The sequence below is a fragment of the Mesorhizobium comanense genome, assembly GCF_005503535.1.
GTDB lineage: Bacteria > Pseudomonadota > Alphaproteobacteria > Rhizobiales > Rhizobiaceae > Mesorhizobium > Mesorhizobium comanense.
The window spans coordinates 203,295-223,505 of sequence record NZ_SCNN01000010.1; the positions used below are offsets into that span (position 1 = coordinate 203,295).

25 protein-coding genes are annotated in these 20,211 nt (G+C 63.8%); 8 read left to right on the forward strand and 17 right to left on the reverse strand.

Annotated elements, in window-relative coordinates; translation table 11 throughout:
* Positions 1-110 precede the first annotated feature (110 nt).
* Positions 111-383 carry a hypothetical protein gene (locus tag FFS37_RS18835; RefSeq protein WP_137932459.1) on the forward strand — a complete coding sequence of 91 codons (273 nt, stop codon included), beginning with the start codon at positions 111-113 and terminating at the stop codon, positions 381-383.
* A 47-nt stretch (positions 384-430) separates the two neighbouring features.
* Here FFS37_RS18835 and pth read toward each other — a convergent pair whose 3' ends face one another.
* The 3 genes from pth to FFS37_RS18850 form a co-directional block, all read right to left on the reverse strand.
* Positions 431-1,150 (reverse strand): aminoacyl-tRNA hydrolase, encoded by a 720-nt coding sequence (gene pth / locus FFS37_RS18840; protein ID WP_137932460.1) that lies wholly within the window; start codon positions 1,148-1,150, stop codon positions 431-433.
* Between the two features lie 24 nt (positions 1,151-1,174).
* A complete protein-coding gene (locus tag FFS37_RS18845; protein ID WP_137932461.1) occupies positions 1,175-1,813 on the reverse strand; it encodes a 50S ribosomal protein L25/general stress protein Ctc in 639 nt (212 codons plus the stop codon).
* Between the two features lie 233 nt (positions 1,814-2,046).
* Entirely contained in the window at positions 2,047-2,475 is a 429-nt protein-coding gene (locus tag FFS37_RS18850; protein ID WP_137932462.1) for a MarR family winged helix-turn-helix transcriptional regulator, read from the reverse strand.
* A gap of 151 nt (positions 2,476-2,626) precedes the next feature.
* Between FFS37_RS18850 and FFS37_RS18855 the strand changes: the two genes are divergently transcribed.
* A complete protein-coding gene (locus FFS37_RS18855) occupies positions 2,627-3,484 on the forward strand; it encodes an alpha/beta fold hydrolase (RefSeq protein ID WP_137932463.1) in 858 nt (285 codons plus the stop codon).
* 72 nt (positions 3,485-3,556) lie between these two features.
* Here FFS37_RS18855 and FFS37_RS18860 read toward each other — a convergent pair whose 3' ends face one another.
* Positions 3,557-4,825: an MFS transporter gene (locus FFS37_RS18860; RefSeq protein WP_137932464.1), complete on the reverse strand. Its 1,269-nt coding sequence runs from the start codon at positions 4,823-4,825 to the stop codon at positions 3,557-3,559.
* 122 nt (positions 4,826-4,947) lie between these two features.
* Between FFS37_RS18860 and FFS37_RS18865 the strand changes: the two genes are divergently transcribed.
* Complete coding sequence (locus tag FFS37_RS18865) at positions 4,948-5,838, forward strand: AraC family transcriptional regulator (RefSeq protein WP_137932465.1); 891 nt, start codon at positions 4,948-4,950, stop codon at positions 5,836-5,838.
* Here the strand turns inward: FFS37_RS18865 and FFS37_RS18870 are convergent.
* The 9 genes from FFS37_RS18870 to FFS37_RS18910 form a co-directional block, all read right to left on the reverse strand.
* Positions 5,835-6,770 (reverse strand): ribose-phosphate pyrophosphokinase, encoded by a 936-nt coding sequence (locus tag FFS37_RS18870; protein ID WP_137932466.1) that lies wholly within the window; start codon positions 6,768-6,770, stop codon positions 5,835-5,837. The genes FFS37_RS18865 and FFS37_RS18870 overlap by 4 nt on opposite strands.
* A 143-nt stretch (positions 6,771-6,913) precedes the next feature.
* Positions 6,914-7,528 carry a hypothetical protein gene (locus tag FFS37_RS18875; RefSeq protein WP_137932467.1) on the reverse strand — a complete coding sequence of 205 codons (615 nt, stop codon included), beginning with the start codon at positions 7,526-7,528 and terminating at the stop codon, positions 6,914-6,916.
* Between the two features lie 43 nt (positions 7,529-7,571).
* Positions 7,572-8,723 (reverse strand): M24 family metallopeptidase, encoded by a 1,152-nt coding sequence (locus FFS37_RS18880; protein ID WP_137932468.1) that lies wholly within the window; start codon positions 8,721-8,723, stop codon positions 7,572-7,574.
* On the reverse strand, positions 8,723-9,517 hold the full coding sequence (gene pgeF, locus FFS37_RS18885) for a peptidoglycan editing factor PgeF (RefSeq protein WP_137932469.1): 795 nt from the start codon (positions 9,515-9,517) through the stop codon (positions 8,723-8,725). The genes FFS37_RS18880 and pgeF overlap by 1 nt, the downstream gene beginning before the upstream one ends.
* A 102-nt stretch (positions 9,518-9,619) precedes the next feature.
* Positions 9,620-10,723: a class I SAM-dependent methyltransferase gene (locus tag FFS37_RS18890; protein ID WP_137932470.1), complete on the reverse strand. Its 1,104-nt coding sequence runs from the start codon at positions 10,721-10,723 to the stop codon at positions 9,620-9,622.
* Positions 10,720-11,580, reverse strand: a complete 861-nt coding sequence (lgt, locus tag FFS37_RS18895; protein ID WP_137932471.1) for a prolipoprotein diacylglyceryl transferase — start codon at positions 11,578-11,580, stop codon at positions 10,720-10,722. Before lgt ends, FFS37_RS18890 begins: the two co-directional genes overlap by 4 nt.
* Positions 11,581-11,712: 132 nt before the next feature.
* A complete protein-coding gene (locus FFS37_RS18900) occupies positions 11,713-11,955 on the reverse strand; it encodes a BrnA antitoxin family protein (protein WP_137932472.1) in 243 nt (80 codons plus the stop codon).
* A gap of 101 nt (positions 11,956-12,056) precedes the next feature.
* Positions 12,057-12,359, reverse strand: a complete 303-nt coding sequence (locus tag FFS37_RS18905; protein WP_137932473.1) for a type II toxin-antitoxin system RelE/ParE family toxin — start codon at positions 12,357-12,359, stop codon at positions 12,057-12,059.
* Positions 12,356-12,616 carry a type II toxin-antitoxin system ParD family antitoxin gene (locus FFS37_RS18910; RefSeq protein WP_137932474.1) on the reverse strand — a complete coding sequence of 87 codons (261 nt, stop codon included), beginning with the start codon at positions 12,614-12,616 and terminating at the stop codon, positions 12,356-12,358. The genes FFS37_RS18905 and FFS37_RS18910 overlap by 4 nt, the downstream gene beginning before the upstream one ends.
* A 160-nt stretch (positions 12,617-12,776) precedes the next feature.
* Between FFS37_RS18910 and FFS37_RS18915 the strand changes: the two genes are divergently transcribed.
* From FFS37_RS18915 to FFS37_RS18925, 3 genes are all read left to right on the forward strand, one after another.
* The gene (locus FFS37_RS18915) at positions 12,777-13,079 is read left to right on the forward strand and encodes an accessory factor UbiK family protein (protein WP_137932475.1); all 303 of its coding nucleotides are present in this window, start codon (positions 12,777-12,779) and stop codon (positions 13,077-13,079) included.
* A 317-nt stretch (positions 13,080-13,396) separates the two neighbouring features.
* Positions 13,397-13,897, forward strand: coding sequence for a type III secretion system chaperone family protein (locus tag FFS37_RS18920; protein WP_137932476.1), 501 nt, complete (start codon positions 13,397-13,399; stop codon positions 13,895-13,897).
* Between the two features lie 12 nt (positions 13,898-13,909).
* Complete coding sequence (locus FFS37_RS18925; protein WP_137932477.1) at positions 13,910-14,269, forward strand: tRNA-binding protein; 360 nt, start codon at positions 13,910-13,912, stop codon at positions 14,267-14,269.
* A 212-nt stretch (positions 14,270-14,481) separates the two neighbouring features.
* On the opposite strand, the gene FFS37_RS18930 is transcribed toward FFS37_RS18925, so the two are convergent.
* The 4 genes from FFS37_RS18930 to FFS37_RS18945 all read right to left on the reverse strand — a co-directional run bounded on the left by FFS37_RS18930 (position 14,482) and on the right by FFS37_RS18945 (position 18,550).
* The gene (locus FFS37_RS18930) at positions 14,482-15,504 is read right to left on the reverse strand and encodes a glycosyltransferase family 4 protein (protein ID WP_137932478.1); all 1,023 of its coding nucleotides are present in this window, start codon (positions 15,502-15,504) and stop codon (positions 14,482-14,484) included.
* Positions 15,505-15,798: 294 nt separating this feature from the next.
* Positions 15,799-17,214, reverse strand: a complete 1,416-nt coding sequence (locus FFS37_RS18935; RefSeq protein ID WP_137932479.1) for an ATP-binding protein — start codon at positions 17,212-17,214, stop codon at positions 15,799-15,801.
* Positions 17,215-17,310: 96 nt separating this feature from the next.
* On the reverse strand, positions 17,311-18,030 hold the full coding sequence (locus FFS37_RS18940; RefSeq protein ID WP_127279700.1) for a response regulator: 720 nt from the start codon (positions 18,028-18,030) through the stop codon (positions 17,311-17,313).
* A complete protein-coding gene (locus FFS37_RS18945) occupies positions 18,017-18,550 on the reverse strand; it encodes a MarR family winged helix-turn-helix transcriptional regulator (protein ID WP_137932480.1) in 534 nt (177 codons plus the stop codon). The genes FFS37_RS18940 and FFS37_RS18945 overlap by 14 nt, the downstream gene beginning before the upstream one ends.
* 260 nt (positions 18,551-18,810) lie before the next feature.
* On the opposite strand from FFS37_RS18945, the gene FFS37_RS18950 reads away from it, so the two are divergent.
* Entirely contained in the window at positions 18,811-19,704 is an 894-nt protein-coding gene (locus tag FFS37_RS18950) for a branched-chain amino acid aminotransferase (protein ID WP_137932481.1), read from the forward strand.
* A gap of 145 nt (positions 19,705-19,849) precedes the next feature.
* The gene (locus FFS37_RS18955; protein ID WP_137932482.1) at positions 19,850-20,167 is read left to right on the forward strand and encodes a hypothetical protein; all 318 of its coding nucleotides are present in this window, start codon (positions 19,850-19,852) and stop codon (positions 20,165-20,167) included.
* Positions 20,168-20,211: the final 44 nt, after the last annotated feature.

A 20,211-nucleotide genomic window follows, 5' to 3' on the forward strand; every position in this document is an offset into this window, starting at 1 on the left:
GGCTTGCAGTGCTAAGCCAATCACGCCTTCGTCACTACGGCGTGATTGTGCGTCGGCGCTAAATTAGCGATGTCGCAAGACGACATGTTCACCAGAGAGGGAGTCCTGACATGAGCGCATTCAAGCTTTCCCGTCGTGACAGCCTGCGTAACATTGCCATTCTCGGCGTCGCCGGAGCCGCTGCCGCTTCCGGAGTGCTTTCCGCAGGGCCGGCCGATGCCGCGCAACCGCATATGAGCAAGGCGCTGAATGATCTCCAGGCGGCGCTCAACCAGCTTCAGGCGGCGCTGCCGGACAAGGGCGGTCATCGGATCAAGGCCATGGCGTTGGTGAAGGACGCCATCGACGAGACGACCAAGGGCATGGCCGTCGGCGCGATGTAGTTCCGTGCGGCCGGCGTTGCCTGCGTGGTCAGGTCGCGCCGGCCGCCTCAGTCTTTACCGAACAGCTTCTTCAGCATGGCGGCCATCGGGCCGGTCTCCGGCAGCTTGGCGGGCGCCTGCTGGGCACGAGCCTGGCGGATGTGGCTCTGTTGTTTGGGCTGCTGCTTCGGCACCGGCTTTTCCAGCTCGGCTATCGTCTTGCCCTGGAGAGCAAGTGCTGCCTTGTTCATGAAGCCGGATTCATCGCCCTTGACGATCATGGCGGCGTTGTCGGCGATCGCATCGAGCAAGGGGTCGAGCCATTCGCGGTCGGCCTTGGCGAAGTCGCCGAGCACATGATGCTGGACCATTTCCTTGACGCCGGGGTGTCCGACGCCGATGCGCACGCGGCGATAGGTGTTGCCGACATGGCCGTCGATGGATCGGATGCCGTTGTGGCCGCCGGCGCCGCCGCCGGTCTTGATGCGCAGCTTGCCTTCGGCGAGATCGATCTCGTCGTAGAAAACGGTCAGAGCGGAGGATTCGAGTTTGTAGAAGCGCAAGGCTTCGCCGACAGACTGGCCGGAAAGGTTCATGAAGGTCTGCGGCTTGATCAGGATAACCTTCTCACCGCCGAGCATGCCTTCGCAGATCAGGCCCTGGAACTTCTTCGACCAAGGCGAAAAGGAATGGCGGCGGGCGATAGCGTCCGCCGCCATGAAGCCGACATTGTGCCGGTTTTCAGCGTATTTCGCGCCCGGATTGCCGAGGCCTGCAAAAACAAGCATCGTTCAGCTCCGGGCGGGAAAGAGTTACTTCTCTTCGGCGGCCGGAGCCGCTTCGGTCGTGGCCTCGGCCGTCTCTTCCGTCTCCGGCTTCATCGCCGCGGAACCGGCAATGGTCGCGATGGTGAAGTCGCGATCGGAGATCACCGGCTTGACGCCGGCCGGCAGCTTGACCGCCGAGATGTGGATCGAATCGCCGATGTCGGCGCCGGCGAGATCGACGGTGATGAATTCCGGGATCGCATTGGCCGGGCAGTGGAACTCGACTTCGTGACGCACGATGTTGAGCACGCCGCCGCGCTTGATGCCGGGCGACTTGTCTTCATTGATGAAGTGGACAGGCACGTCGACGTTGACTTCGGTGTCCTTGCCGATGCGCAGGAAGTCGACATGGACAGGGAAATCCTTGACCGGGTCGAGCTGGAAGTCCTTCGGCAGAACCTGGATCTTCTTGCCGCCGACATCGATCGTGGCGACCGTGGTCAGGAACCCGCCGCCGTGGATCTTGTAGTAGACGTCCTTGTAGTTCAGCGCAATCGCCAGGGGAGGCTGCTTGTCGCCGTAAATCACTGCAGGCACTTTACCTTCGCGGCGAACTGCACGGGCGGACCCCTTACCGACCTGTTCGCGCGCTTCGGCCTTGAGCTCGTAAGTATCGTGGCTCATGGTTTTTCCTTTCGCGTGTTATGGAGCGTTTGCGGAAAGGCACGGGCCCGACCGTAAACGTCGAAAGCCGCCGGACCTCGATACCCGGATGAGGGCGCCGCCTGAAACGGAGCTTGTTCGGGATCACAAGGGGGAAGGCAGCCTTCCGCCGCGTTGCCTCCAAGGGTGTCTACGCGGGTGGCGGCTCTATAGCGGAAGGCGGGCGGACGTGCAAGCCGTGGCCGGAGGGTTGCCTACCGCCCCCCGCTCAGCGCGTCCCGCAATGTCTGGACCTGGCGGTTGAGGCCATCGAGTTCGGCTAGCGTCATGCCCGACCGTTCGACCAGGGTTTCGTTCAGGCAGTTGCACTGGACCAGCAGCTTGCGGCCGGCTGATGTCAGTTCGACCTGAACCTGGCGCTCGTCGGCCTGGCTGCGCTGGCGGGTGACGAGGCCAGCCTGCTCCATGCGCTTGACCAGCGGCGTGATGGTGCTCGATTCCAGGGCGAGCCGGTGCGCGATGGCGCCAACCGACATGCCGTCCGCCTCTCCCAAGGCGTTCAGTACCAGATATTGCGGATAGGTGATGCCCATCTCGTCCAGCATGGGCTTGTAAGTGCGATTGATCGCCATCGAGGTGGCGTAGAGGGTGAAACAGAGCTGATTGTCCAGCGGGAGAGGCACGGCGCATTTCCTTTTTGCCTGTTATCCGGCATTCCATACCGCAAAAAATGATATCGCGATACATATTTTCATGGACAGGCGATCCGGCTTGCGTTAGCCATATTGTTATCGCGATATCATTTATTGCGAAATCAAACTGAAGGAGATTGAGATGACCTCGCAGACCAAGCCAGGTTCAGGCAGCGGCACGATCACCACCAGCGACGGAACGCAGATCTACTACAAGGACTGGGGGACCGGTCAGCCCGTCGTCTTTCATCACGGCTGGCCGCTGAGCGGCGACGACTGGGATGCCCAGATGCTGTTCTTCCTCTCCAAGGGCTACCGCGTCATCGCGCATGACCGGCGCGGCCATGGCCGCTCGACCCAGACCGATACCGGCAACGAGATGGACACATACGCCGCCGACGTAGCGGCGCTTGTCGCGCATCTCGACCTCAAGGACGCCATCCATGTCGGCCATTCGACCGGCGGCGGCGAAGTGGCGCGCTACGTCGCGCAATATGGTTCGGGCGGCCGGGTCGCCAAGGCTGTGCTCATCGGCGCCGTGCCGCCGATCATGCTGAAGACCCCGGCCAACCCAGGCGGCCTGCCGATCGAAGTGTTCGACGGCTTCCGCTCGGCCCAGGCGGCCAACCGCGCGCAGTTCTTCCGGGACGTTCCGTCCGGGCCGTTCTACGGGTTCAACCGTCCGGGCGCAGAGGTGTCTCAGGGGGTCATCGACAATTGGTGGCGCCAGGGCATGATGGGCGGCACCAAGGCGCATTTCGACTGCATCAAGGCTTTCTCGGAAACCGACTTCACCGAGGATTTGAAGAAGATCGAGGTACCGGTGCTGGTGATGCATGGCGACGACGACCAGATCGTGCCGATCGCGGACTCGGCGCTGCTGGCGATCAAGCTGCTCAAGAAGGGCGAACTCAAGGTCTACAAGGGCTTTCCGCATGGCATGGCCACGACCCATGCCGATGTCATCAACGCCGACCTTCTGGCCTTCTTCAAGGCGTAGGAGGCTTCGGGCTGAAACAGAAAAGGCACCCGCAACATTGCGGGTGCCTTGTCGTCGGTTGATTTCGGATGTTCAGGCGGCCTGCGCCTTCCTGGCTTCCTTCATGTTGGGCAGGAACACCGTCAGCAGTCCCAGGAACGGCAGGTACGAGCAGATCTGGAAGACGAAGTCGATGCCCTTCATGTCGGCGACGACGCCAAGCACGGCGGCCGCGATGCCGCCCATGCCGAAGGCGAAGCCGAAGAAGATGCCGGCGATCATGCCGACGCGGCCCGGCACCAGTTCCTGCGCGAAGACGACGATGTTGGAGAAGGCCGAGGACAGGATCAGCCCGATCAGCACCGTCAGCACCATCGTCCATTCCAGGTTGGCATAGGGGAGCGCCAGCGTGAAGGGCAGCACGCCGACGATCGAGAACCAGATCATGGCCTTCTGTCCGTAACGGTCGCCGAACGGCCCGCCAAGCAGGATGCCCAGCGCCGAGGCGCCGAGGAACAGGAACAGCATCACCTGCGACATCTGCACCGAAACGCCGAACTTATGCATGGAATAGAAGGTGTAGTAGCTGGCGAGGCTGGAGATGTAGGCGTTCTTGCTCAGCACCAGAAGCGTCAGCACCACCAGCGCGCCCATGACCTTGCGGCGCGAGAAGGGCGAGACGTGGCTGACGGCCTTGCGGCTGCTTTGCGCGGCGCGCAGCCGGCTGTACCAGCCGCCGACCCGCCACAGGATGAAGATGCCGATCAGCGAGCCGATGGCAAACCAGGCAATGCTGGTCTGGCCAAAAGGCACGACGATGAAGGCGGCCAGCAACGGCCCCAGCGACTGGCCGAAATTGCCGCCGACCTGGAACAGCGACTGCGCCAGGCCGAACCGGCCGCCGGAGGCGAAGCGGGCGATGCGCGAGGATTCGGGATGGAAGATCGCCGAGCCGATGCCGATCAGCGAGGCGCCGATCAACAGCAGGTAGTAGTGTCCAGCATAGGCGAGCACGACCAGGCCGATCAGCGACGAGGCCATGCCCCACGGCAGGGAGTAGGGCATGGGCCGCTTGTCGGTGACCATGCCGATCAGGGGTTGCAGCAGCGACGCCGTCACCTGGAAGGTGAAGGTCAACAGGCCGATCTGCCAGAAATCGAGGCCGTAATTGTCCTTGAGCAGGGGATAGATGGCCGATAGCAGCGACTGCATGATGTCGTTAATGCAGTGGCACAGGCTTACCGCCAGAATGACGGTGAAGGCCGTTGCCTGGGCTGAAACGTGACTGGCGCTCGCGGGCGCCGCGACGCTGCTTGCTGTCGTATCGGTCAAGATAGGCTCCGTGGTCTTTTTGGCGGGCATGCCCGCAGGGCAGTCTGGCGGACGCTCTTGCGGCCGCCTTCGAGACGATTGCCTTATAAGCTGCTTGCAGGGCGACTTCTTTCGTGGTTTGGTCCAATAGTTTCGCAAGTGGGCCATAGCCGATGCCGCATGGCAGGGAAATCTTTCGCGCCGGCAATGGCAATCTCGGTCAATTGCACGAGAGCCGCTGGCAATGGCTGGAGGAAGTGGCCGGTCCGGCCGTGGCTTTGCCGACCGAGTATCCGGACGGCTATCTCGTACCCCGGCACCGCCACAGCCGCAGCCAGCTCTTGCATGCATTGGTCGGCGTCGTGCTTGTGACGACCCGGCACGGACGCTGGATGGTGCCGCCTGACCATGCGATGTGGATTCCGGCAGGCACCGAGCATTCCGTCGAGATGCTGGGCGATGTCTCGATGCGCTCGGTCTATGTCATGCCGGGCGCGATCCCGGGGCTGCCGGAAGGCCTGCGTGTGGTCGGCGTTACCGAGCTGATGCACAGCCTGATCGTTGAATCGGAGAAACTGCCGCAAGGCGGCGAGCTGGAAGGCCGTGGCGGGTTGATCATGAACCTGCTGCTGCATGAAATCCCGACCTTGCCGGAACGGCCGCTCGGTCTGCCGTTCCCGTCCGATCCCAAGCTGGCGGCACTCTGCCGGCGCTTCGTCGCGGCACCCTCGCCACATGCCACGATCGACGAATGGGCCGATGCCGCCGGCATGAGCCGCCGTTCCTTCACGCGCGCCTTCCAGCGCCAGACCGGCCTGTCGCTGTCGACATGGCGCCAGCAGGCCTGCCTGTTCGCCGCCCTGCCTAGGCTCGCCGACGGCGAACCGATCACCAGGGTCGCGCTCGATCTCGGCTATGACAGCGTGCCGGCCTTCATCACCATGTTCAAGCGCATGCTCGGCTCATCGCCGCGCGGCTACATGCGCGGCGCGCGCGACAGCACGGACGGCCCGCGACGTCCAACGCTGGATGCGGGAACCAGATTGTTGCCGTCGGGAGGTTAGTCGAACAGGCTCGACACCGATTCCTCGGTCGCCGTGCGCGAAATGGCTTCGCCCATCAGGTCGGCGATCGAGATGACGCGGATGTTGGGCGCGTCGAGCACGCTTTGCGTCGGCTGGATGGAATCGGTGATCACCAGTTCCTGCAGCTTCGAGCCGCTGATGCGGGCGGCCGCTCCGCCCGACAGCACGCCATGGGTGATGTAGGCGGTGACGCTGGTGGCACCGTTGGCCAGCAGCGCATCGGCGGCGTTGCAGAGCGTGCCGCCGGAATCGACGATGTCGTCGATCAGCAGGCAGTCCTTGCCGGCGACCGCGCCGATGATGTTCATGACTTCCGATTCGCCGGGGCGCTCACGGCGCTTGTCGACGATGGCGAGCTGGGCGTCGAAGCGCTTGGCGAGCGCGCGCGCCCGCACCACGCCGCCGATGTCGGGCGACACGACCACGACGTTGCCGAGTTGCTTGTACTTGGCCTTCACGTCGCGGGCCATGACCGGCACCGAGAACAGATTGTCGGTCGGAATGTCGAAGAAACCCTGGATCTGGCCGGCATGCAGGTCGAGCGTCAGGACGCGGTTGACGCCAGCCCGCGCGATCATGTTGGCGACCAGCTTGGCCGAGATCGGCGTGCGGCCCGACGCCCGGCGATCCTGCCTTGCGTAGCCGAAATAGGGGATGACGGCGGTGATGCGCCTGGCCGAGGAACGCATGAAGGCGTCGACCATGATGAGCAGTTCCATCAGATGGTCGTTGGTCGGGAACGAGGTCGACTGGAGGACGAAGACATCCTCGCCGCGCACGTTTTCCTGGATCTCGACGAAGATTTCCTGGTCGGCGAAGCGCCTGACACTGGCCTTGCCCAGCGGGATGTTGAGATAGCGGGCGACCGCTTCAGCCAGCACCCTGTTGGAATTGCCTGCGAAGAGTTTCATGCACCGTTCCTGGTGGAGGATGGAGAGCCCCAACAGACTCGCCTGCGCCCTTTAACCGGGCTTTTAGCGGCCCGCGCCGGTATTGCAAGCGGGAATCCGCCGGCTAATCGCAAGAAAGCTTTCCGTCGCCGGCGGGCAACACCTCAGCCGGCGCTCCCGCCGAGAAACGCCGCGAACTGGTCGATGGTCTGGTCGGCGATCGCCTGCATGGTCGCCGGTGCCACGGCCTTCCAGCTGTCGGCGCCCGCGCCGGCGCCGGAATTCACCGAAGGCGCCTTCATCTGGCCGTTGATGCGGTGCAGCCGGTTGCCCGAGGGATCATAGACGTCCCAGACATAGATGACCGTGGTGTCCTTGCCTTCGGACATGGTCGAAAAATAGCCCTTCAGCACATGCGTCGCGGTCTGGTCCTGGCTGCCGGCGAGCGTGATGCCGCGCTGTTTGGCGCGCGCCTGCAACTCCGCCGTCAGCGGCGTGGCGGCTTCCACCGAAGCGCCGACGATCGGCGCGATCTGCAGCCGCGTCTTGGCAAGGACCGCCGCGGTCGGGGCAGGCGCGGTGGCGGCGGCAGGGGCGCCCGCCGTCGTCGTGGCAGGGGCGGGAACCGTTCCGACACTGCCCTGAGTGGCTGGCGCGGGCGTCGCCGAGGCCGCCGGCGGCGTGATGGCTGAGGGTTCGAGAACGTCTTTTGCGTTGGTGCAGGCGCCAAGCGCCAATGCCACGAGCAATGACACGGTCGTCACATGCGATCGTCTCATTTGCCTTCTAACTCCTTGGCGAAGAACGCCTCCCATTATGGATTCACTGCACGATCAAGTCGAGATCATGGCGGGAAAGCGGCTTCGGCTGGGATTCGGTGGTCAGGTAGGTGCGGCCAAGCGTCATTGCCGTCTCGGTCTCGGAATCCATGATGATCATGTGGGCGAACAGCGTCATGTTCGGCGCGATCGGCTCGGGATTGCCCTGGTAGAACATCGGCATGTCCATCCAGGACGGCGTGAAGCGGGCGCCGACCGAATAGCCGCAGGCGTTCAGCCGGTGCTTGGTCAGGCCATGCGCCTCCATGGTGCGGGCATGCGCGTCGAAGACGTCGCCGAAAGTGTTGCCCGGCGTCATCGCCTTCTCGACGGAAAGAAGTGCCGCGCGTGCGGCATCGAACAGCTCCTGATGGCGTTTGGAAACCTTGCCGGTCAGCACCGTGCGCATCATCGGCGCATGGTAGTGATGGAAGACGCCGGCCCATTCGAGCGTCAGCTGGTCGTTCTTGGTGAGCTTGCGGCGGCCGGCCTTGTAGCGGCAAAGCAGGGCGTCGACACCGGAGCCGATGATGAACTCGTTGGCCGGATAATCGCCGCCGCCGGCAAAGACCGCACCTTGCATGGCGGCCAGGATAAGCGCCTCGTCGCCGCCCTGCTTGATCAGCGGGAGCGCCGCGTCGAGCGCGTCGTCGGAGAGGCTGGCGGCTTTCTCCGCCTTGGCGACCTCCGCCGGGCTCTTGAACAGGCGCAGCCGCCCGACGATGCCGGAAGCGTCGGCGATCTGGCCGAAGGTCTGCAATTGCTCGTCCAGGCGGCGGCCATTGTAGGCGGTCAGGCCGTGCGTGTCGTACTCGACGCCGATGCGGGCGCCGAGCAGGTCGAGTTCGTTGAGCAGGTTGCGCAGGTCGACCGCCGGGTTGGCGCCGTCGCGGTCGGTCCACAGCACGATGTTGTCGATGATCGAGGTCTGGCGCGCCTGGCGCAGGTCGGCCGAACGGGTCAGAAGCACCATCGACCCGTCGGCCTTCACCACCAGGCACTGGAAGAAGCAGAAGCCGAACGTGTCGTAGCCGGTCAGCCAGTACATGCTTTCCTGCGCGAACAGCAGGATGGCATCGAGCTTCTTCTCGGCCATCTCGATCATCAGCCGATCGCGCCGCGCGTCGAATTCGGATCTTTCAAAATGCAGCGCCATTATTCATTCTCCAAAACAATTGCCGAAACCTGCCGGCCATAATCGGGTTCCCCGCGGTGCGTGGTGCGCCGGTAGGAGTAGAAAAGATCTTCTTCGGCATAGGTGCAGCGGCCGAGACCCTCGGCGCCGACGCCGGCCTTGAGGAGCCGGTCGACCGTGTAGCGGTTGAGGTCGAACATCGAATGGCCGGCCTTCGCCGAAGGCGCGAAGTACCGTTCGTTGCGGTCGTCCGCCTCGACGAAGCGGGTCACGAATTCCGGCCCGACCTCGTAATTGTCCGGGCTGATCGAAGGGCCGAGCACGGCAACGATGTTGTCACGGCGGGCGCCGAGGCTTTCCATGGCGGCGATGGTGTTTTCAAGCACGCCCGTGAACGCGCCTTTCCAGCCGGCATGCGCCGCGCCGATGATGCGCGCCCTAGCATCGGCGAACAGGACCGGACCGCAATCGGCGGTCGATGCGCCGATCGCGATGCCGGGCCGGTCGGTGACGATGGCGTCGGCCTTGGGCCGCTCGCCGGCAAAGGGCTCGCGGGCGACGATGACGTCTGGAGAATGGATCTGCCAGGCGGTCAGCAGATGGCTTGCCGGCACGCCCATCCAGGCAGCGACGCGGCGGCGGTTCTCGGCCACCAGCGCCTTGTCGTCATCCGATCCGGAGCCGATGTTGAGGCCCTGGTAGATGCCGGTGGAGACGCCGCCCGTGCGGGTGAAATAGCCGTGGCGGATGCCTTGTGCCCGGGCCTTGTCCAGCAGCGGCGACCGAACGGGATCCGGTTTGGTCTGATTGAGCATGCGGGCGTTGTTGTCCGTGTCGGCGGTTTCGTCAAGAAGAACCGGCCGGCGAGGCGGCCGCTCTTTACCGGACGGGAGATTGGGAGGGGCGACGGTGAAAAGTCAATCCGCCGTCGCGAAGTGAGTCGTCGCGGAGAGCCTGGCGGCCACGCCGCGCGGCATGACGGCAAGCACCTTGAACAGGTCGCCCATGGCCTGCGGTCCCGCGAGGCGTTCGACATCGGCGCTGATCTTGTCACGCGCCGCCTGATCAGCGTCCGCGCCAAGCCGGCCGGCGCGCTCGAGAATGCCCATGCCGAGCAGGAAACTGCCCTGCGTCGACAGATGGAGGTCGAGCCCGTGCGCGCGCACGGTCGCGGCCAGGGCGGCGAAATCGACATGGGAGGTGAGGTCGGCTTCGCCGGGATTGGCCAGCACATCTTCATGACCGTGCCGGCGCAAGGCCTGCAGTGTGTCGCCTATGCCCGGCTGGAGGTGGCCGTAGTCGAGGAACAGCCCGGCGCCGCCATGGCGGGCTATCCGCCCGGCGATGGCGGCCATCAGGGCCGTGCGCGCCGGCGCCAGCTCGGCGACCGCACCTTGCGGTGCATCGTCGGCATCCGCCGGCAGCAGCGTTGGATCGACCGAGCCGGCGCCGGCGAAGAAGCAGAGGGCGTCCTTGTCGTCGAGACCGACCATGCGTTCGCGCCAGCCCAGGCCCACGCGCACGAACTGCCGGATAGGAACCGCATCGAACAACTCGTTGCCGACGATGAGCAGCGGCTGATCGGGCAGCGTCTCGATGGTTTCGTGCCAGCGGACCGCGAACGGCGTCGTGCCGAGCGTCTGCTTCTGGATTTCGGCCAGGCGCGGGCTGGTCTCGATCATGGCGAAGCCGGCGGCATTGGCCAGTGTCGGGTCGAGCCGCGACAAGGTGCGCAGCATGTCCTTCATCAGCGTGCCGCGGCCGGGGCCGATCTCGGCGACGGTGACCGGCATCGGCCGGCCGACCGCCGCCCAGGCCTGGTAGAGCCAGACGGCGACGAGTTCGCCGAACATCTGGCTGATCTCCGGCGCGGTGATGAAGTCGCCGGCCACGCCAAAGGGCTCGCGCGTCGTGTAGTAGCCGTCGTCTGGATCGAACAGGCAGAGCGCCATGTATTCGTTGACGGGAAGCGGTCCGACCGCCTCGATCAGGTCGACGATGCGGGTCTTCAGCCGCGTCATGTCGCCTGTGGCTGCGCCTGCTGCACCGGCTTGGCCGTCGCCATCGCCCAGATGCCGGCCAGCACCATCGGCGTCGACAGGATCATGCCCATGGTCAGCCAGTTGGTGCCGAGGAGATAGCCGAGCTGCTGGTCGGGCTCGCGGAAGAACTCCACGAAGATGCGCGACAGGCCATAGCCGCAGATGAAGGCGCCGCCGACGAAGCGCGGCGTCTTCAGCTTCAGACGCGAATGGGTGAGGATTCGCAGAACGAGGAACAGCACCACGCCTTCGAGCAGGGCTTCATAAAGCTGGCTGGGATGGCGGGTGAAGGGGCCGCCATTGGGGAATTCGATCGCCCACGGCACATCTGTCGGCCGGCCCCAGAGTTCGGAGTTGATGAAGTTGGCGACGCGCACGAGGCCGAGCCCGACCGGCACGCCGGCGGCGACGACATCGAACAGCGACCAGGTACGGATGCCACGCCTGATGGAAAACAGCGTCATGGCCAGGATGACGCCGAGCAGGCCGCCATGGAAGGACATGCCGCCCTGCCAGACGGCGAAGATATCGAGCGGGTGGGCGATATAGCGCGCCAGATCGTAGAAGAGCACGTAGCCGGTGCGCCCGCCCAGCACGACGCCGATAGCGGCCCAGACGATGAAGTCGTCGAGATCCTCGGGCTTCATCGGCAGAACGCCATCAGGCCAAAGCTTCGGGTTCGCGGCCAGCCGCTTGGCGTACCACCAGGCGAACAGGATGCCGACGATATAGCCGACGCCGTACCAGTGCACCGCCAGCGGCCCGATCTGGATCAGGATCGGGTTGATGTTGGGGAAAGGCAGCGAAGCCAGCGGCAGCAGGAAATATTCGTTCAACGGGGAGCTCTCGGTTGCGATCGGCGCGGACCATGCGGCAGGGTTTTGGCAGGGTCAAGGCAAGGTGACGCTCGTCGCCCGCCGGAGATCGAGGTCGCTCCAGGCGCGCGGCGCCGGGCGCCGGCGGCCCGGCTAGTCACGGGTCTTGTCGGCCACCAACTGGCGCAATGCGTCATTGATCCTGTCCTGCCAGCCCGGACCGTCTTCCTGGAAATGGTCTAGCACGGCCCGGTCGATCTTGATCGAGACGAGTTCGCGGACATTCGGGGCAGCCGATGGCTGGCGAGGCGGAGCTTCAACCGGCTTCTTGACCGGCTTGAAGACAGCTTCGGCGGCAGCGAACGGATTTGTCGGTCGGCGCGGGGGCGTTGCCATTGGTTGATCCTGATTGGAGGCGACTCATGCTTGATGCAAGTCGCGATGGAACCGCCATATAGGCGACTTGGCACCATTTCGTACAGGTCGCCGTCATGTCGTCAATTTTCGGGAAACAAAATCGCCTCCAGGTCCATCGCACCGTGTAATATGTGCAGTATCTCCACGGCGTCGGCGCCAGTGCGATAGAAAATCAGATAGTTGCCGTGAACGCGTCGGCGGATGCCTGACGATCGATGCCGCTCAAAGAGCGGATATCGCTCGGGCATAGTGCGCAACTCCATACAATCGCTGCGCAACTCCTGGATGAACGTGACCGCTCGAAATGGGCTGTCGAGCGCGATGTGGTCGCCAATGGCTTCGAGGTCTGCCTCAGCCTGATCTGTAAAGACCAGCCGCTTCACTTGGCTTTGGCTGCCATTGTCTTGTATTTGGCCTCAAGCCTATCCAGCACTTCACCGCCAGCCTTAACTCTGCCCGCATCAGCATCCGCAATGCCTTTGGCGAGGGCCGCATCGAGGGCGGCAAGACGCTTCTCTCGTTCTTCGACCAAGCGAACGCCCTCGCGCAACACTTCGCTTTTCGAATTGTAGCGGCCGGTGCTGACAAGCTGGTTGACGATATCTTCGAGACGGGCTCCCAAGTCTGCGCTAATGGCCATGACGGTGCGCTCCTAAAAAAACATTCCAACACAATAATAGTTATTGGTTCGGCCTGCCAGCGACTTTTAGCAGGTTCGACTTGATGCCGCACCAGGCTTCAACGTTCTTGCATTCCTCGGCGCGCGCCACTACGTCATTTCGAGCAAGCGAGGATCTGCCATGTCGACCGGACCGAACCGCATTCTCGATGAATTCGCCAAGCTGATGACCGACGCCGCCGGTGCCGCGCAGGGCGTGCGGCGCGAGGTGGAGACGGCCTTCAAGGGCCAGGCCGAGCGCATCCTGAACTCCATGGACGTGGTGCAGCGTGAAGAGTTCGAGGCCGCGCGCGAGATGGCGGCCAAGGCGAGGGAAGAGAACGGCAAGCTTGCCGAACGCATCGAAGCGCTCGAGGCCAGGATCGCCGAACTGACCGGGCAGGCCACACCTGCGGCCTCGGCCAAGCCAAAGCCGAAAAAATAATTCGTTAAACTTTTCCACAAAGCACCAGCCTGAAAATCGCTTTGCCGTGAATCGCTTACCGGCATTGCGTGACTCTTTGTGACAGCCACCTTTCCACATGCGAATGACGCAGTGCGAAAAATTGGGCTGTTCACGCGACTCCCGATCAATAGACTGAATTTGTTGCATGATTCGGAGCAGGGTCATGCGCCGGGCGGTGGGGTCCGGTCTGGGGTCTTTGCGTCGAGAGCCCCCGGCCGTCCGAGTTCTAGACAAGATTGTTCGTCGTGTGTGCCCCGCGGAGCGTGTGGCGCTCCCCTGAACACAGGAAGCATTCCATGGAACTTCTCGAACTCGAATTGTCCCGCGAAATCCATCCGGTGGATGTGATCGAGCAGGTGGCCCACAACAATGACTGGTCCTTCGAACGGGCCGGCGACGATGAAATTTCGATCTCGGTTGCCGGAAGCTGGACCGATTATCACGTGTCCTTCTCCTGGATGGAGGATTTCGAGGCGCTGCACCTGGCCTGCGCCTTCGACATCAAGGTGCCCGAAGCGCGCGCGCTGGAAGTGATGCGGCTGTTGTCGCTGATCAACGAGCAGATGCTGTTCGGTCATTTCGATCTCTGGGAGCAGGAAGGCGCGATCATGTTCCGCCAGTCGCTGCTTCTGGCCGGCGGGGTCGAACCCTCGAGCCAGCAGGTCGAGGTGCTGCTGTCGTCGGCGCTGGAAGCCTGCGAGTGCTATTTCCAGGCTTTCCAGTTCGTCGTCTGGTCGGGAACCTCGGCCAAGGACGCGCTGGCGGGCGTGCTGTTCGAGACCTTCGGAAACGCCTGAGGTCGAGACAGGATGAGTTCGAGCAGCGAGCGCAAGCCCGAGATCAGCTTCGCCGATTTCGATCGTGTCGACATCCGTGCCGGCACGATCGTCGAGGCGGAACCGTTTCCGGAAGCGCGCAAGCCCGCCTTCAAGCTCAGGATCGATTTCGGACCTGGCATCGGCATCAAGAAATCCTCGGCTCAGATCACCAAATACTATACGCCGCAGACGCTGATCGGCCGGCAGGTGTTCGCGGTGGTCAACTTCCCACCGCGCCAGATCGGCCCGTTCATGTCGGAAGTCCTGACGCTGGGTTTTCCCGACGAAGAGGGCGCCGTGGTGCTCGGCGCGATCGAGCGCAAGGTGCCGGACGGCGGGCGGCTGTTCTAGAGAGGCACGCCGCGTTCCTTGACGGCCCCCTCTGTCCTGCCGGACATCCCCCCTCGATAGGGAGATCAGCAGCTTCGTCTCCGCCGCCTCTTTTGCAGCGTAGAAAATTGGCGAAGGCAGTCACGACATCCAATCTCCCCCCCCGTGAGGGGGAGGTGTCCGACAGGACAGAGTGGGGTGCTGTCCCGCTGCGTTTCAGGTCGATGGCGGTCCTAGGCCGCCAGCTTGCGCGGTGTGCCCAACGCTTCCTCGACCGTGTCGAGAAACATCTCCGCGCAGGCTTTCCAGCTGTAGCGCATGGCGCGTTCGCGAGCCTGATCGCGGCTGACATTGAGCGCTGCGAGCGAGGCTTCGCGCAGATCGTTCGAGACCGCGCCGCCAACGCCGTCGCCGACAATGTCGATCGGTCCGGTCACAGGATAGGCGGCCACGGGCGTGCCGCTGGCCAGCGCCTCGATGATGACATTGCCGAACGTGTCGGTGCGGCTGGGAAAGACGAAGACGTCGGACGAGGCATAAATCTCGGCCAGCTCGTCGTTCGGGCGATGGCCAAGGAAATGGGCGTTGGGGTAGCGCGCCTTGAGCTTTGCCAGTTCTGGGCCTTCGCCGACGACCACCTTGCTGCCGGGCAGGTCGAGGTCGAGGAAGGCCGAGAGATTCTTTTCGATGGCGACGCGACCGACGCAGAGGAAGACCGGCCCGGGGAAGCCGAGGTCCTTCCTCTTGTCGGGCCGGAAATGATCGGTGTCGACGCCGCGTGTCCAGGGCCGCAGCTTGTTGAAGCCGCGCGCCGTGAGGTCGTCGGCCAGCGATTGCGTGGCCACCAGCGTGCCCTGGCCGGAATTGTGGAAATCGCGCAACCAGCGATAGGCCCAGCTCTCCGGCACCGGCAGGCGGGCGCTGAGATATTCGGGAAAGCGCGTGTGATAGCTGGTGGTGAAGGGCCGGCCGGCGTTGCGGCAGTAGCGCCGCGCCATGATGCCGAGCGGGCCCTCGGTGACGATGTGGATATGGTCGGCCTTGTAGGCGTCTATCAGGCGCGCGACATGGCCGGGCGTGGTCAGCGCCAGGCGGATGTCGGGATAGGTCGGCAAGGGCAAGGTGCGAAAGATGTTCGGCGTCAGGAACTCGACCGCCACGTCGTAGGATTTCAGCGTCTCGGTAAGCCGCTCCAGCGTGTGGACCACGCCGTTGACCTGCGGGCGCCAGGCGTCGGTGACCATCAGTATGCGCATGGCGGCCCCTTGCCGGAATGATCGCGATGCCGGAACGGCGACCAGCCGGCGGCCCTCGCTTCGCTCCAGCGCACCCGGGCGGGCACAGGCTCGAAGTGAGGCGACGGAGCCAATCGATTGACGTCGCGCGTTTCATGCGCGCTCTTGATCATGGTTTCATGACGGGCGGATGAAGACCCGCCCAAACCCGCGAGAAGCAGGCATCGGATCCATGAAGACATGGTGACCAAGCAAGAAGAACAGCTTACCGGCGCGACCTTTTATTTGATCGGCGACAGCCCAGCTCTGTTCCTGTCAGGCGGGAACCTTGATCACCGCCCGCAAGCCGCCAAGCGGACTGTTGTCGAGCGTGATGTCGCCGCCATGGCTGCGGGCGATGTCGCGCGCGATCGACAGGCCGAGGCCGGTGCCGCTGGCATCGAGGTTGCGGGCTTCGTCGAGCCGCACGAAGGGTTTGAACACATCCTCGCGCCGGTCGAGCGGAATGCCGGGGCCATCGTCGTCGACGGTGACCACGAGCGAGCCGCGGCCGTGGTTGGCGGTGACCTTCACCGTGTTGGCATAGCGGAAGGCGTTGCCGATCACGTTCGACAGCAGCCGCGCGAAGGCGTTCGGCCTGACATGCACGGTCGGATCGCCCGAAAGCGTCGTCGACAGCTTGCATTTGCGCAGGGTCGCTTCGTCGCCGAGTTTCTGGAAATAGGCCTCCAGATCGAAGCGGCCCGCATCCTCCGAGGCTTCGCCGCGGGCGAAAGCGAGATAGCCTTCCAGCATCGACTGCATGTCGTCGATGTCCTGGTTGAGGGCAGCCTTCGTCTCGGCCTTGCCGCCGGCCAGCGCAAGCTGCAGCTTGAAGCGGGTGAGGATGGTTCTGAGATCATGGCTGACGCCTGTCAGCATGGCGGTGCGCTGCTCGATCTGGCGCTCGATGCGCTCGCGCATCTGGATGAAGGCGAATCCGGCGCGGCGGACCTCCTCCGCGCCGCGCGGCCGGAAATCGCGCGGCGCCGGCCGGCCCTTGCCGAAGCTTTCGGCGGCCTCGGCGAGCGTCAGGATCGGCCGGATCTGGTTGCGCAGGAAGGGGATGGCGATCATCAAGAGCACCAGCGAGGTGCCGACCATCCAGATCAGGAAGATGTGGGTGTTGGAGGCATAGGCCTGGCTGCGGCGCACAAAGACGCGCAGCACCTTGTTCTCCAACTGGACGCGCACCTCGACAATGTTGGAGTTGCCGACTGTGTCGATCCAGAAGGGGCGGTTGATCTGGCGGGTGATCTCGGCGGAGAGAACGTCGTCCAGGATCGAGAAGAACGGCTTTGGACCGGGCGGCGGCAGCGGGTCGGGCGGCAGCAGGTCGACCTTCAGCTGCATGCGGTCCTGCGCGATGCGGATGATGTTGGCGTAGTCGGCGTCGTGCGGATAGGTCTCGATCAGGTCGATGATGGCGGCGATGTCGCGCACGGTGGCCTGCGACAGGCGCTGCGTCACCGTTGCCCAGTGGCGCTCCATGAAGACGAAGGCGACCACCGACTGTAGCAGGATCATCGGCGCGATGACGATGATCAGCGAGCGCGCGTAGAGGCGCTTGGGCATGTAGAGCGAAACCAGACGCCAGAACCGGTTCCAGACGCGCGGCACCGCCTTGAGCGTCCGCGTCGCGCGTGCGCTCAAGCCGTCATTTCCCGGCTGTTCCAGTTCCGTGGTCGCCATGGGCTCTTTTCATCCGTCGACGGCGCCTCGATCAAGAGCTTCCGAAAACCGGCTTTCGCTTTTCGGGATCATGCACCGGGGGCCTCGACCGGTATTCTATTCCACGCTGAGCCGATACCCAATACCGCGCACGGTCTGCAGCCAGACCGGATTGGACGGGTCGCGCTCGATCTTGCGGCGCAAGCGGTTGATCTGGACGTCGATGGTGCGCTCGCCGACCTCCGAATCGTCGCCGACAAGCTCGTGGCGCGGGATCGTCTCACCGGCGCGTGCGGCGAAGATCGCCAGGATCTCCTGCTCGCGGTCGGTCAGCTTCAACGCCTCGCCGCCGCGCTTCAGTTCGCGCCTGGCGATCTGGAAGGTGTAGGGGCCGAAGACCAACTGCTCGACCTTGGGCGTGGCGGCGGGGCCGCCGCGGCGCAGGATGTTGTTGATGCGCAGGATCAGTTCGCGCGGGTCGAAGGGCTTCGGCAGATAATCGTCGGCGCCGGCCTCGAGGCCCGAGATGCGGCTGTCGGTTTCCGACAGCGCCGTCAGCATCAGGATCGGCACGTTCTTTTCGGCGCGCAGCGATTTGGTGAGGTCGACGCCGGTTTCGCCCGGCATCATGACGTCGAGCACGAGCAGGTCGAAATCGAGGCCGGCGAGCTTGCGCCTGGCTTCGCCGGCATTGCCAGCGACCGTGACGCGGAAGCCGTTTTCGGTCAGATACTGCTTGAGAAGATTGCGGATGCGGGTGTCGTCGTCGACCACGAGCAGATGCGGCGCATCGTCGTCCGGTGCGGCCGCCTGGTCGACCCTCTCAGTGCTCTCCATGGCTTTTCCCTGACATTTTTGCGGACCCAACGTCGATCTGAGCTCTCAGTTCCGGATTGACCATCGCTTCGAGGAAGCGTTCCACCATGGTCCGTTCGGTGGTGCCGGAATCCTGCAATGCAGCATGGATGCGGCGCGACTGTGGCCGCGCTAGCGCCAGGGCCAGGGCGCGGCCTTTCGCTGTCGGATATAGCTCGCGCTGGCGGCGGTCGCGCGGGCCCTGCAGCTGCACGACATGGTCGGTGTCGATCAACTGCTTGAGCACGCGCGCCAGGCTTTGTTTGGTGATCTTCAGTACATCGAGCAGTTCGGCGACGGTGAGGCCAGGGCGGCGGTTGACGAAATGCAGCACCCGGTGATGGGCGCGGCCGAAGCCGTAGTCGGCCAGGATCTGATCGGGATCGGAGGTGAAGTCGCGATAGGCGAAGAAGAAGAGTTCGATGATGGCGAAGTCGATGCCGTCCTCGACTGACATTGCGGTCCTGACCGGTTTGCCGGCGGCTGGGTTTCGATCCGTCATCATTTCTCCATGGGCAGGAAGATTATGTCAGTACTATTGACGTAATTTCCCTGCAATGGTAATTTTTGACAAGCTTTTGGACGGATTGCGAACGAAAAGGCAAGGCCAGCCGGTTTTTCCGGAACTTCCTGAGTTTGCCAGAGCGCGATTATCCGCCTACGCTTCCGGACACCGGCCGGCGTCTCCAGTTTCACGACGCGGCCAAGAAGAACACGCAACGACACCAACGATATGCGGGCCGCGGCTCGCGGGAGGTTACAATGGCATCCGTTCCCTTCGATCAGCTGGACGGTTTCATCTGGATGAACGGCGAGTTCGTTCCGTGGGGCGAGGCCAAGATCCATGTGCTGACCCACGGGCTGCATTACGCCAGCGCCGTCTTCGAGGGCGAGCGCGCCTATGGCGGCGAGATCTTCAAGCTCAACGAGCACACCGAGCGCCTGCATGAATCGGCCCGCCTGCTCGGCTTCAAGATTCCCTATTCGGTGGCCGAACTCAACGACGCCTCGACCACGCTTCTGAAGAAGCAGGGTTTCCAGGATGCCTATGTCCGTCCGATCGCCTGGCGCGGCAGCGAGCAGATGGGTGTCTCGGCACAGAACAACCGCATCAACGTCGCCATCGCCATCTGGCAGTGGCCGAGCTATTTCGACCCGGCACAGAAGCTGAAGGGCATTCGCCTCGACGTGGCGGAATGGCGCCGGCCCGACCCGCGAACCGCGCCTTCGCGGTCGAAGGCCGCCGGCCTCTACATGATCTGCACCATGTCCAAGCATGCCGCGGAAGCCAAGGGCTACGCCGACGCCATGATGCTGGACTGGCGTGGGCAAGTCGCGGAAGCAACGGGCGCCAACATCTTCTTCGTCAAGGACGGCAAGATCCACACGCCGAAGCCGGATTGCTTCCTCGACGGCATCACCCGCCGCACCGTGATCGGCCTCGCCAGGGATCGCGGCCTGGAAGTCATTGAACGCGCCATCATGCCGGAAGAACTCGAGGGTTTCGAGCAATGCTTCCTGACCGGGACGGCGGCGGAAGTAACGCCGGTTTCGGAGATAGGTCCCTACCGATTCGAGGTCGGCGAAATCGCCAAGAACCTTATGAACGACTACTCTGCCGCGGTGCAGCCGAAGCGCGCGATCGCCGCGGAATAACGATAGTCACAGCTTTTCGCGCAAGCAGGGGCGGTTTTCGAGCCGCCCCTTTTATTTCAGCGCTTCTGCATTTGACTTTCCCCCAATTCGGCGTCTCATGATGGTGTCGGCCCGGGAGGCTGGCAGCTATGGAGGGACTAATCATATGGACATGAACACGCTTCTTCCGATCATCATTCAGATCATTACAGGCATCATCGGTGGTCAGGCGGTCGGCGCGGCGATCAAGACGGCGGCGATGGGGCAGCTTCCCAAAATCCTGGGCGGCGCCATTGGCGGCGTCGGAGGCGCGGCGATCCTGGGCAGCCTGCTCGGTGGCGGCGCGGTCGATCCGGCGGCAGCCGCTGCGGCGACGAGCGGCCTCGGCAGCGCGCTCAACCTCAACAACATCGTCGGCGGCGCCGGCGGCGGCGCGATCCTGACCGGCATTCTGGGCGCGGTCATGGGCGCCATGAAGAAGTAAGCCTGCGATCTCGGGCAAGCAGAATGGGCGGCTTCGGCCGCCCA